Below are 12,970 nucleotides of genomic sequence, written 5' to 3'. Positions count from 1 at the left end.
AAAAATTACGAATTATGAAAAAAATACCATCTATAATGATTGTAGTTTGGGGAATAGCGGTATTATGTACACTATTCTTGAGTTCATGCAAGCGACCAGAGGTCTTAGACAATAGTACTCTTGTAAATAGCGCAAGAAACGTGGCTTTGACCTTTGGTCCTGCGTATGTTCCATTTTTTAAAGAGGCTAACGTATCGGATGTTCAAGTTTTCAAAAAGGAGGATTACGGAGGAGACAGCCGCCCTCAAATAAGAAAACAGATAGGAAGAAAGTTCTATACTGTAACTTTTACATATGATAGTACTGCCGTTAAATTTGATTTTGGATTTGCAGCAAGAGTCAGAATATGGAAAGATACAGTGGAACCATTAGATGTTATATTTGGTAATGGTTGGGGAAGAAATTTTTTCTTTTTAAGTTTTAAGGAACAAACAGATCATTCTGCAAATGACTATGAGAAAGTGGCTTCTGACTCTATTGTTAAAGTTCCATTGCAAACTGTACATGAACCAGAGAACATTTGGAATTCCAATGCTGACAACAAACAAGACAGCCTATCAACAAGGGATTTTCTAACAAATACAGAGAAAGAGAAAATAAAAGAATTGGCTTCACAAGTACCAGATAGCATAAGAAATCGTTTTGCAGTTTTAGTGGATAAATGGAATTTTGCAATAGATCATAATCCTAAGACGCGATATAGTGCAAGCATACATTCATATGCAAAATTGCCTGAGTTCATTCCTCTCAAATCAATGGGAAAACAAATAGTTCCACTAATTATGGAACGAATGATAAACCCTTCCGATTTTTATTTTCTTGTTCTTTATAAAGCTGTTCTGGAAGGAAATGAAACGAATGACGATTCTAAGTTTAGCGAAAGCGAACAAATCAGAGCTATAAGGTGTGTAAAAAAATGGCTGGAAAAACAATAATAGGCAAGTTCTTCTATTATAATTGAATCTACATCATTTCTCCTATGCTGCAGAATATATAAGATGTAACAAATGCAACTATAGAATTGGTGGAAAGGATCAAATTGGTAACGGCAACCACCAGAAAGGACCTTATAATCTCTGCAAGCCTTTATAATCTCAAAAAACTATTTGAACTCTGTGGCCCTATGATTTTCCTTTTTTCATTTTACGTCCCACGAAGTTCCATGCCGGCATTTTTTTCAGCTATTGTAGCATCAGGAATAATCTGTTTGCCGGCTTCAATGTCCAGCGTATTGCAGAGTTGGTGGTTGAGGATGCTGCGGTTGTTGTGGAGTGCAGTCAAACCGAGTTTCAGCATTGAGTGAAGATCGCTGCCGTCAGGACACTCCCATCGTAACGAACATCGTGCGCCAGGTAACGCACCATACGCCTAAGTCCATCATCGACCAATATGTGATTCTGCAGCTCAAGATGCAACTCAAGCGCAGTTCGCAGAGCATCAAGGAAATGGCATGGGAATATCATTTTGCAGACACCAGCTTCTTCTGCCGTTATTTCAAGAAACATACGGGCATAACACCGCAGCAAATAAGAGACGGAGCCCACTTTAAAAAGTAACTGTGCGCTAAACAAATGTATGGTATTTTTTAGAATAGCAAGAAGAAAATGAGAAAAACCTGACTCATAATCCAATAAAAAATAGTATTTTAGCAGAAAGTTCTATCGTTTACAAAGAATAGTCGACAGTTGTAAAAAAGCACAATACCAAATAGGAAGTTTGGTGAAATACAAAAACATTTTAAAAAAGAGAATATGACGCAGGATTGCTTAGATTTACTTTCAACAGCGCAGACAAACGCTTGTCTAAAGACATCAACGTAATAGGAGTTGAAAAAAAACAGCTTCGAAAGTCGAAGAAATGTCCCTTCTCCAACGTATCAAAAAGAAGGAAGACCCTTCGAAGCACCTACCAGCATTCTAAAAAGATAATGATGTATATACTCAACTTGATAATTGAAAAACCATTTCCCCCATATAAAACAGAACATACAAGCCAGAATAGTTTAATGCCAAAATGTATAAAATATTGCTTGTTTAATATCATTTTTATCCAAAAACTAATATTTTTCTGTTTTTTTGTTTTTTTTCATTCCCCTATTTTTCTTTCCATCCGTTATCTATATAAATTTGAAACATAAAATTAAAATTTTTAGACTATGAGAAAATTCAGTTTGATGATGATTGCTGCTTTATGCGCAGGGTGGGCTCTCCAAGGCTTCGCCCAGCATTCAGTAACAATCAAAGGTAAGGTTAAGTTTATCGATAAGGACTTCAAGGTCTCAGTTTACCAACGTAGCGGTACTGATAAAAAGATACTTGCCGATGTTCCTGTGAATGATGACCACACCTATTCAATTACGGTGCCTTTTGACAAACCTGGTACTGCAACAGTAGATTGCGGACAGTGGCAAGGTGTTGACGTTTGGTTGGAAGATGAAAATATGGATATTGATTTTCGTGGTATAGATACCGCTAAGATTAAAATCAAGAATCCTCCTTATGTATATATACGCGCGGGAAAGAAGAATGAGGTTATGAACCTTGTTAATTTTGTGGGTTATCGTGGGTATCAGGCAATGATTGCCATCTCACAGAATGTTTGGAAAACCAAAATTGAAGATCAGAAAGAGAAGAGTACGTTGACTAACGCAATGTATGATGCCAATTATGACAATAGTGATGCTTGGATGAAATATATCGTTGAGCACTATGCTGATATGACCAGTGTACTCGTTCCGCTTAGTCAATTGGATGAAGATAAAGATGTAGATTTGATCAATGCTACATTGAGTCATTTGGAGTCTACATCAGAATCTGCCAAGCAAATTGTGGCTGATTATCGCAAGAAAAAAGCCGAAGAAAAAGAAATGCGTGAGCGCATGAGAGAAGGTAACCCTGCACCGGAATTTACTTTCCAAAATGAAAAGGGAAAGACCATCAATATTAAAAAGTTGAAGGGTAAAATCATCGTTCTCGACTTCTGGGCAAGTTGGTGCGGTCCTTGCCGTAAAGAAATTCCTAATGTCAAGAAGGTATATGCCGAATATAAGGATAAGGGTATTCAGTTCCTTAGCGTATCAATTGATGCGAAGAAAGAAGCTTGGACTAAAGCCTTGAAAGAAGAGCAGATGCCTTGGATGCAAGGATGGACTCCTGATGCAGGTAAGAGTGTGATGAACACCTACCAGTTTGGCGGTATTCCATTTATCATCCTCATTGACAAGGAAGGTAACATTTATCGCAAGAATCTGCGTGGCGAAGATATCAAGAACGCTATTGATGATTGTCTTGCAGGTAAGAAAGTTGCGCCTAAGGTAGTAATGAGCATGGGCGCAGCCATGATGTAACCGACTTTAAAACTTTAACCGCTCCTTGTGTAAAAGCAAGGAGTACATTATTAATTAAAACAATAGGAGAGACTTAACATGAAGAAAAGTTTTATTTGGATGCTCGCTGCTCTGGCTGGCGTAACAATGGTTTCTTGTTCAAGTGACGATGATGGACCATCTGCTGGTCCTACCGTAGGTATTACTGCTGTGCAGGTAACACCTTCTGGTAGTGCAAAATCTTATGCCTGCGTGATTAAGCAGGATGCTATGACTATAGAGAATACCAATGACAGTGTAGATTGGGATGTGATTGATGCTTCTCTCGGCAAAACTAAAGTTATTGCTACTGCAACTTTAGGTGCTAAAGTATATTATAATGATGTAGAAGTGGGAACTCAGGGGGTTGAAGTAAATGCTTCTTCACCTGTAACACTGGTTGCCAAAGACAATAATGGTAACTCCAAATCTTATACATTGAAGGTGGTGAAGGCTAAAGTGGCTTCCGGTGTTGATATGATTAAGAAAGCAAGTACCTTTACCAACTTCCCTTCTGATTTGATTGATTATGATATGACCTTCTTCAATGGCAAGTTCTATGCCATCACGACATCTCTTTCTGGCTCAGGAGAGGTTAAAACAGAAAACTACCAGTTGTTCTGTTCTGAGGATGGCTTGAACTGGACTGAAGTTGATTACAAGACTGATGCTACAGGTCTGACTCTTCCTGAAGGTCAAACAAACTACGTCATCGGTGGTGAAGGTGCACGCTTGGCTGTGTTTAATGGAAGAATGTACATCTTGGGCGGTGCTCGTACTAAGGGAAATGATAAGTATGGCAATGAGGCTGAAGTTGACTGGGGTATGCCTTCTATCAACTACTGGAGAAGTGTTTCAACAGCTGACGGTGAGACTTTCAAGTGCGATACATTGGGCATGAAGGTACTGGATCATGAGGGTCTCGAATCCGATGGTCTTTATGAATTATCTTCTGCTTACTTCAATGTGGCAACCATCAAAGATAAGATGTTTATTCAGGGCGGTTATTACTTTGGATTTGGTATGGCACAGGGTGCAAGACGCTACGCTTACACTACTGATGGTAAGAACTGGAATGCTGTAACTCCAACTTCAAGTGATCCTGACTTTGATGTTACTCGCAGAAATGCAGCTTCTTTCTTCACTTTCAAGGGCAAACTCTGGTGTGTAGGTGGCTTCACTAACTATATTGGTAGCCAAAATTATATGAGAACCAATGTATATTCTTCTGCTGATGGTTTGACATGGGAGAAAGCAGGTGAGTTGACTGGTGCTCCTGCTATGTATCATGCAAAGGTAATTGCTGGCGATGATGTTGCTTTCATGATTGGTGGAGAATACGTGGATGCTGATGGTAGTACCCATGTATTGTCTAATAAGGTTTACCGTACCACTGATGGTGTAAACTGGACAGAGGTTACTACTGTACCTTCTAATTTTGAGGGTGTTCGTGGTAGTGCTGGTGTAGCTCTTGGAAATACCGCATTTATCTTCGGTGGTAACAAGACTGCCATTTCCGATATGTGGGGATTCCCATTGGGCGCTTCTGATGTATTTAGCACAGATACATGGATTAAACTGATTAAGTAATTACTTATACACAATTTTCAGGGAAACTTTCCGTCCAAGGATTCCTTGGGAAAGGGAAGTTTCCTTTTTTCATTTTCAGTATTTAATGATATTCTAATATTTCGCTCATGAAAACGAAACTATATATACTCTTGGCTTTTGTCTTCTGTTCGCTGACGGCTCTTGCTCAAGAACATACGGTAACAGGACAGGTGCTTGATGAAAGTGGTGAACCTATGCCTATGATTTCGGTATCTGTAAAAGGTACCCATAAGGCTGTTTCTACAGCCGAAGATGGTACGTACAGTATCCAGGCAGAGCCTAATAGCATACTGGTCTTTTCCTTTGTGGGTTACAATCGCCAAAATATAAAGGTTGGAAACAAAAATAAGATTGTTGTTGTCATGAAAGAGAGTTCTGCCATGAAGATGCAAGACTTGATTGTTGTTGGCTACAGCAAGGTGGAGCGTCGTGACCTTACAGGATCAGTTTCTTCTGTTAAACCAAAAGACAATGTTTCATTTCAGTCTGTTGACCAGATGCTGCAGGGGCGTGTTCCTGGTCTCTTTATGTCCAATTCTTCTGGTCAGATTGGTGCAGCAAATGTATTGACCATTCGCGGTATCAGCTCTATCATGGGCGACAATAACCCTCTTTATGTCATTGATGGTGTACCTATCTATGGTACAGATAGAACATCCAATTCCGTAAACACTACTGGTGGTAGTATTCCAGGCGTGGCTTTAGGTGGTATGCAGACAGGTGGTGGAACACTTACTTATAACATTGATTTAAACAATTCCTTTGAGAAAAACCCATTATCAAATCTTAATCCAGATGATATCGAGTCTATTGAGATTTTGAAAGATGCCTTTGCTACAGCTATTTATGGCTCCAGAGGTGCTGCAGGTGTCATCTTGATTACTACAAAGAAAGGATCAAAAGGAAAAACTAAGGTCCATGTAGGTTACACTCTTGGTATTGATAATCCAATAGGAAAAGTCAAATTGTTGAATGGAGATAGCTACAGTCAGATATATTCACTGTATTATCCTCATGGTAACTATCCACAAGGCTATAATACCGATTGGCTCGATGCTATCACACGTACTGCCGTCAGCCATGGTGTAAATGCATCTGTTTCTGGTGGTAATAAAAATACAGACTATTTCGTTAGCCTTTCGTATGATAACAACGAATCATACGTAATCAACAACGATATGAAGCGTTATTCTGCAAGACTGAATCTGAATACTGTTCTTGCTCCTAAATGGAATATGGGTGTGAGTGTTTCGCTGAATAAACTCGACAATCATGCTTTGGCTGCAAGTTCTATCTATGCTGCAGCTATCAAGAAAGCTCCTAACTTGCCTGTTTATGATGAAAATGGTGAATACTACTATGGATATTCTCCAAACTCAAAGGGTGCTGCAGAGGCTTTCAACCCTGTGGCTATGGCTTATATCAATGACGAGAGCGTAGAGGATACCCGTGTCATTGGTAATGGATATATTGAGTACAAACCTTTCAGCTGGCTTTCTTGGCGTACAGAAATTGGTGCAGATATCTACAATAGTTTCTCTAATATCCGCAAGGGCGACTTACCAGATAATCTTACCGGTGTGGTGGGCAATCAGGCTACAGAATCTACCACTTTAAATTATAAGACAGTGGTCAACAACCTCCTGAATGTCAACAAGATGTTCGGTCATGATCATTTCCTCCAAGGTATCATTGGTCAGAGTTACGAATATACCAAGGAGCGTATCACATCTGTGGCAGGCGATAACTTTTTCAGTCCTGATTTGAGTGGAGTAGGGGCTGCACAAACCAAGCGTGTCACTGCAGCCTATATGCAGCAGTCTGCCCTCTTCTCTGCTTTTGCACGTGTTAACTATCAATATAAGCACACCTATATGTTGGGTCTTACTTATCGCATTGATGGTTCATCACGCTACAATCGTAATCACCGCTATTTGAGTACCCCTTCTATATCATTGGGCTGGCGTATGTCAAATGAAAAATTTATCAAAAAGGGGCTTCCTTTCCTCAATGAACTGAAACTCAGAAGTTCATTCGGTTTATCAAGCAAGGATGGTAACAACAGTTATTATGGTGCACAGGCTGTCTATGCACTGAACCAACTCACTACCTATGGAGGAAAGAATTATCTTCAGATGTCACAACCGGGAAATGAGAACCTTCGCTGGGAAAAGACCTATACCTTTGATGCAGGTCTGGACTTGGAAATGTTCGATCATAGAGTGAAAATGACTCTTGATTATTATTACAAGAAGACAACAGACATGCTCTTCTCTTCAGACCTCCCTCTCTATACTGGTTATAGCAAGGAAAATCAAAATATCGCCGACATGAGCAACCAGGGTCTGGACTTCCAGCTCATCACCACTAATATCCTGAAAAAGGACTTTCAGTGGCAGACGATTCTCAACCTCTCTCGAGCTACCAATAAGATCCTGAAATTGAGCTTTGAGGGTAACCAGCTTGATCAGGCAAACAGTTCATATAAGTATTATGAAGAGGGAAAGCCTGTTGCTCAGTGGTATTTACATAGGTGGGCTGGAGTGGATCCTGCTACTGGTAACCCTTTGTGGGAATACAAGGATGGTACTATCTCTACTACTCCTCCTGCTGCAGATTACAATAATTCCCAGGCAAATAAGTTTGTATGTGGTACTGCATTGCCAGACTTCTATGGTTCCATCACCAATACATTGATGTATAAAGACTTTGAACTCGATTTCATGTTCAATTTCTCTGTGGGTAGCAAGATGATTAACAGTACTCGTGCCACTTTGCTCAATTATACGAGCGAGGATGCATACAACTTGTCTCAAGATATCATGAACATGTGGCAAATAGAGGGACAACAAACAGATATTCCTAAGTTGAACAACAAGTCTGTGATTGGTAATTATGACTATACTACAGCCATTACCACTACTCGTTTTCTAGAGAATAACTCCTACTTGCGTCTGAAGACAATTACGTTTACCTATAATTTCCCTCAGACATTGTTGGCACGCACTAAGTTCTTCAACCAGTTAAAAGTATTTGCAACCATGACCAATGTGTTCACCCTTACAAAGTATTCCGGTGTGGATCCTGAAGTAAGTGCATTCGGTTCTTCTGCTCTGGCTGCCGGTTATGATAATATGACCATGCCTCAGTCTCGCAGTATGCAGTTTGGCGTGAGAGCAAGTTTCTAATCACATTTAACAAGCAATGAATATGAAAACAAAAATATTTCAAATCGGTGTTTTGGCAGCATCCCTCTTCTCTTTCTGCGCATGTAATCTGGACTATGCACCAGAGAATACACTCGTGGATGAAAAGGTGTACAAGACTCAGAAAACGGCAGAGGCTGCACTGCTTGGTGCATACGTGCGCTTGAATGTTTTCCTGGCTGGTGCGCCTCAAGACCAGAATAACTATGCTAATGCAGGCTATACCCTGTTGATGGGTGATATGGCTACAGACAACATGGCCATACGCTCTTCTGCAACTGGCTATTTGGCTGTAAAGACTAGCTCTTTTACTTCGTCTGAGCATGATGGACTCTTGGCTCGTATGTGGTCTTGGGGTTATAATGCCATCGATTATGCTAATAATATCATCAATAAAATCAATGAATTTGGTCAGTTTAACGAAACCATGGAGCGTCAGTATATCGCAGAAGCTAAATTCATCCGTGCTTACGTTAATTTCCAGTTGCTTTGCATGTATGGCGATCAGGCCTTGTTGGGTAACGACCAAGGTGAGGGTATTATCCTGAGAAGCGATGCTTATAATGGCTATAATCCAGATGACATTGCATCCCGCTCTACAAATGCCGATTGCTGGAATTTCATTCTAAAAGATTTGGAGACAGATGCACTTCCTGATTTGCCAGATGATGTTCCGTCAGTAACAGAAAGAATACGTGCCAATCAAACTGTAGCTAAGGCGCTCCTGAGCCGAATCTATTTGTATAAAGGCACATATACCAATAATCAGGCAGATTTGGAGAAGGCGTGCGACTATGCCAAGGAAGTAATAGCAAAGAACGGATATTCTTTCTCTTCGTCAAGCAGCGAGTACAGTACGGCACTCTTCCCAACGAATGAGTCACCTCAAGGAAATACGTATCCTAATCCAACTACCCGCAGCAATGAACTCATTTTCTTTGAGCCGAGCCGTATCTACACAGATAATTATCCTAACGGATTGAGTTATTATCGCAAGACGAGCTATTATGTTCCTGCTTCAATGAAAGATCTCTATGATGAAAATGACGTCAGAAGAACTTATCTCATTTGGCAAGGATCCAAGACGGATTATCCGAATGACTTGACAACAATGAAATATAGCGGTTATGATGATGTTCTCTTCATCCGTATGGCAGAAATGAAACTTACTTATGCAGAAACGCTCGTCAGGACATCTGGTGCTGTATCTGCAGAAGCTGTCAAACAACTCAATGATGTACATCAGCGCGCTTATCCAAGCGGTTCAAAACCAGCTCCGTACCAAACCTCTGATTTCGATTCGAAAGAAGCATTCCTAAAAACTGTGCTGAAAGAGCGCAATCGTGAATTGGCATACGAGGGACATTACCGCTGGGATCTCATGCGAACAGATAATATCTTGGGTGACCACACATTGGGCGCCATTGAGAAAAATAGATGGAATTTGCCAATACCAAACTATGAGATTCGAATTTCATATGGTAAGTTGAAGCAAAATACTGGTTATCAGGAATAATAGCAGTTTATTGAATATTAGTTTTAGAATATAGTTAATTTGAAAGAAATTCATGATGAAAATTAGATTCTTTTTTATTATGGCTGCTTTATGTGCCTTTTCCGCAGTGCAGGCACAGGGCGAGCAGCCTGTCACAGCTACAGAGATTGTTAAATCAGAAGGAGTTGCATTTGTAGAAGGAAAAACATTTGCAGAGGTCTTGCACAAAGCCAAAGAAGAAGGCAAGATGCTTTTTATTGATTGCTATACCAGCTGGTGTGGTCCATGCAGGATGATGGCTACCCAGGTGTTCCCACAGAAGAAAGTGGGTGACTATTTCAACGAGCATTTCGTATCTTTCAAAATTGATATGGAAAAGGGAGAAGGTCCAGAACTTAAAAATAAATTTTCTGTGAGAGCTTATCCTACTTTTCTCTTTCTGGATGGAGATGGAAAAGAAATAAATAGAATTGTGGGTGGTGACTCGGATGCTGATAAATTCCTTAAATCAGTTGATGATGGAATAGGAACATTAAGTTTATCTTCCCTTGCGAAGCGCTATGAAGGCGGTGAACGAGATACAACCTTCCTCTTGTCATATCTCAAAGCCTTGGATGGTGCCTATGATTCTAAAAAAGCCAATGAAGTGGCAGGAGTACTTTTGGAGGGCAGAGATCAGGATATGCTTACAAATAAAGGCTTGTTTGATGCCTTCCTAAAATATAATACCACTCCGCTTTCTCCTGCATTCCAGTATGTGTTGTCACATAAAGCAATGTTTACAAAAAAATATGGAGACGAACATCTTGACAGAGCAATAGAAAGTGTTTGGATGTCCTATCCACGCTCTTTTGTCACTAAGGAGTCTGATGGCAGCGTAAAAGTAGATGAGGTAGCCATGGAAGCCTACAAGAAAGAGATGAAGAAATGGAAAGTAAAGAACGCTGATGAGGTTATCCTCAACTACGATATGTATGTGGCTGAAAGTAAATCTGACTGGAAAACATTTGCAGCACTATGTACCAAGAGCATCAAAAAATATGGTGAGTATGATATGAGCATTTATAATTGGGCTTTACGTATCCAGCAGCATTGTAAAGATCCGAAAGTAAGGGAAACTGCAATCGGTTGGATAAATGCACGTATGAAGAATATTGCCAAGGAAAAAGCCAAGGAAATGGAAAGACAAAAGAACCTCGAGCCTGGCGTAATTCCTGCCATGACTATGATGGATTTCAGTCAGTACTACGTAAAAATGATTGAAGATTTGAAAAAATAAAGTGGATTTATCATAATTCATACTGTTGGGTGTCACAAGTTTTTCCTTCTCTCTCTTGTACTTGTGGCACCCTTTAAGTTTAAAAAAATATTAATTTTTTAAGTTTTGTTCGTTTATGTAAGGAATTATTCATACCTTTGTTAAAAAAAGATATAAGCTATCGTATAGAGGAGCATAATGGCAACAGACGAAATAAATAAAAGGAATCAATTTAAGGAATTGTTTGAACAAAACTATTCCAAATTGTACTATGTGGCTCTTACCTTCGTGAAGGATGAGGAAGACGCCCATGATATAGTTAGCGATTTCTTTGCAAGTTTGTGGGAGCAATATGATGGAGATGCTACTCTCTATAAGTATGGATACTTATATCGAGGTGTGCAAAGGCGCTGTATAGACTTTATCAGACATAGTAAGGTAAAGGACAGGTATAGTGAGATATATCTTTCAGAAACAATCCCATTCTTTTGTGAAGACGAAAAGGAGGATGAACGTCTTAAGAAGATAGAGAAGATAATAAATGACATGCCAGATAAAACTAAATTTGTAGTAGATCAGTGCTACTTGGAAGGTAGGAAATATGTTGAGGTAGCTGAAATGATGAGCATTTCTAGAGAAGGCGTTAGAAAACATATAACAAAGGCTTTGAATATATTAAGATCAGCCTTTAATGTAGAGAAAAAATAAATGAAATCGTAGGTATAAAATATAACTATGGACAATGAAGATAAACTATTAATACAGGAATATTGTTACATCAGGACCAAACAAGAACATAAAGCTCCTGACGTGAAGAAAGCTTGGGATCAGTTTGAGCATGAACATATCATGAAAAAACAAAGTCTCAAGACTAAAAGGCATGTCATGTTTTTGCGATATGCGGCTGCTATTGCCATTATCCTCGTTATGGTAATGGGAGGTATCGGAATCTGGTGGTCAGAAGGAGGAAAACTGGTTGTTGAAAACTACAATACCAGAAAGTACATAGAGATGCGTAAGGCAAAAGGAAAGGAAAAACTGGTTGCATTCGAATCAACCAAAGGGCCACAGAAAATTCTAATCATGGATGAAAAAAGTATTAATCCAACAAAAAGAACAACAAAGAAAACGGAGAAAGTAGATACGCTTCATCATAAGGTTTTCTTGGCCACTGATATATTAGACGTTGCTTTTAGAAAAATCATCACTCCAAGAGGAAAAACATTTGAAGTAACCCTCAGTGATGGTACACAGGTTGCGCTGAATGCCGACAGTAAATTTACTTTTCCAGCTAATTTCGCAGGCAAACCGGAGCGTATCGTACAACTGGAGGGAGAAGCTTTCTTTAAAGTGGCTAAAGATGCTAAACATCCATTTGTCGTGGTTACCCCTTCAATAATTACAACAGTTCTTGGAACTGAGTTTGTTGTAAAGGCATATGCTGATGGAAATCCTCAGGTTACGCTGCTAAGCGGTTCTGTGAAAGTGAATAAGATTGGAGCTACATCCGCTCAATCTGTGATATTAACCCCAAAACAACAGCTACACCTCACTTCTGATACTCATACAATGAGTGTTTTGAATGTTGGCGATCAGGCATTTCTTTCTTTGAAATGGAAGGATGACATGTTTTCTTTCTATCATACACCATTAATGGAAGCAATTCAAGAAATGGGGCGTTGGTATAATGTAGGAGTCGAGATTTCTGATAATTCTCTTATCAAGGAAACCATAACTTTGGAGATTTCCCGTAAAGTCTCTCTTGAAGACTTTGTCAATAGCATCAATCTGACTAACAATTTATCTGCCATCTTGGACCAAGGGAAGATTATAATTTGTCCAAAGAGTGCCAGTCAGGGCATTAATTGTTTCACTATCTATGCGGCACAAGATGTTAGAAATTAAAGATAAACCAAAATTTTTCACTCTAAAAGTGTTACCATTATTGTGCTACTCAGAAGACATACTCATAATAAAACCCCGAAAGTTTTTGTCTAACTTTCGGGGTTCATATCATTTATGACGTACCCTTTTAT

10 protein-coding genes are annotated in these 12,970 nt (G+C 39.4%); 9 read left to right on the top strand and 1 reads right to left on the bottom strand.

Features of this window, described 5'->3' with window-relative positions; all coding sequences use genetic code 11:
- The first annotated feature begins 14 nt into the window (after positions 1–14).
- Positions 15–935: a hypothetical protein gene (locus DW917_RS07790; protein ID WP_118117525.1), complete on the top strand. Its 921-nt coding sequence runs from the start codon at positions 15–17 to the stop codon at positions 933–935.
- 208 nt (positions 936–1,143) lie between these two features.
- On the opposite strand, the gene DW917_RS17205 is transcribed toward DW917_RS07790, so the two are convergent.
- Positions 1,144–1,296 carry a hypothetical protein gene (locus DW917_RS17205; RefSeq protein ID WP_158570083.1) on the bottom strand — a complete coding sequence of 51 codons (153 nt, stop codon included), beginning with the start codon at positions 1,294–1,296 and terminating at the stop codon, positions 1,144–1,146.
- Here DW917_RS17205 and DW917_RS07785 point away from each other — a divergent pair.
- The 8 genes from DW917_RS07785 (at position 1,296) to DW917_RS07750 (ending at position 12,839) form a co-directional block, all read left to right on the top strand.
- Entirely contained in the window at positions 1,296–1,556 is a 261-nt protein-coding gene (locus tag DW917_RS07785) for a helix-turn-helix domain-containing protein (protein WP_158570082.1), read from the top strand. The two genes, DW917_RS17205 and DW917_RS07785, sit on opposite strands and share 1 nt — an antisense overlap.
- 599 nt (positions 1,557–2,155) lie before the next feature.
- Positions 2,156–3,346, top strand: coding sequence for a TlpA disulfide reductase family protein (locus tag DW917_RS07780; RefSeq protein WP_118117521.1), 1,191 nt, complete (start codon positions 2,156–2,158; stop codon positions 3,344–3,346).
- Positions 3,347–3,424: 78 nt separating this feature from the next.
- Positions 3,425–4,954 (top strand): hypothetical protein, encoded by a 1,530-nt coding sequence (locus DW917_RS07775; RefSeq protein WP_118117519.1) that lies wholly within the window; start codon positions 3,425–3,427, stop codon positions 4,952–4,954.
- A 107-nt stretch (positions 4,955–5,061) separates the two neighbouring features.
- The gene (locus DW917_RS07770; RefSeq protein WP_118117516.1) at positions 5,062–8,163 is read left to right on the top strand and encodes a TonB-dependent receptor; all 3,102 of its coding nucleotides are present in this window, start codon (positions 5,062–5,064) and stop codon (positions 8,161–8,163) included.
- A gap of 22 nt (positions 8,164–8,185) precedes the next feature.
- A complete protein-coding gene (locus DW917_RS07765; RefSeq protein ID WP_158570081.1) occupies positions 8,186–9,697 on the top strand; it encodes a RagB/SusD family nutrient uptake outer membrane protein in 1,512 nt (503 codons plus the stop codon).
- A gap of 52 nt (positions 9,698–9,749) precedes the next feature.
- On the top strand, positions 9,750–10,955 hold the full coding sequence (locus DW917_RS07760; RefSeq protein ID WP_118117512.1) for a thioredoxin family protein: 1,206 nt from the start codon (positions 9,750–9,752) through the stop codon (positions 10,953–10,955).
- 177 nt (positions 10,956–11,132) lie between these two features.
- Positions 11,133–11,642, top strand: coding sequence for a sigma-70 family RNA polymerase sigma factor (locus tag DW917_RS07755; protein ID WP_118117510.1), 510 nt, complete (start codon positions 11,133–11,135; stop codon positions 11,640–11,642).
- 27 nt (positions 11,643–11,669) lie between these two features.
- On the top strand, positions 11,670–12,839 hold the full coding sequence (locus tag DW917_RS07750) for a FecR family protein (RefSeq protein ID WP_118117508.1): 1,170 nt from the start codon (positions 11,670–11,672) through the stop codon (positions 12,837–12,839).
- The last annotated feature ends 131 nt before the right edge of the window (positions 12,840–12,970 follow it).

Origin of the sequence: Prevotella sp. AM42-24 (assembly GCF_003461825.1) — a bacterium.
GTDB lineage: Bacteria > Bacteroidota > Bacteroidia > Bacteroidales > Bacteroidaceae > Prevotella > Prevotella hominis.
This window is presented reverse-complemented; position numbering and strand designations above follow the sequence as displayed.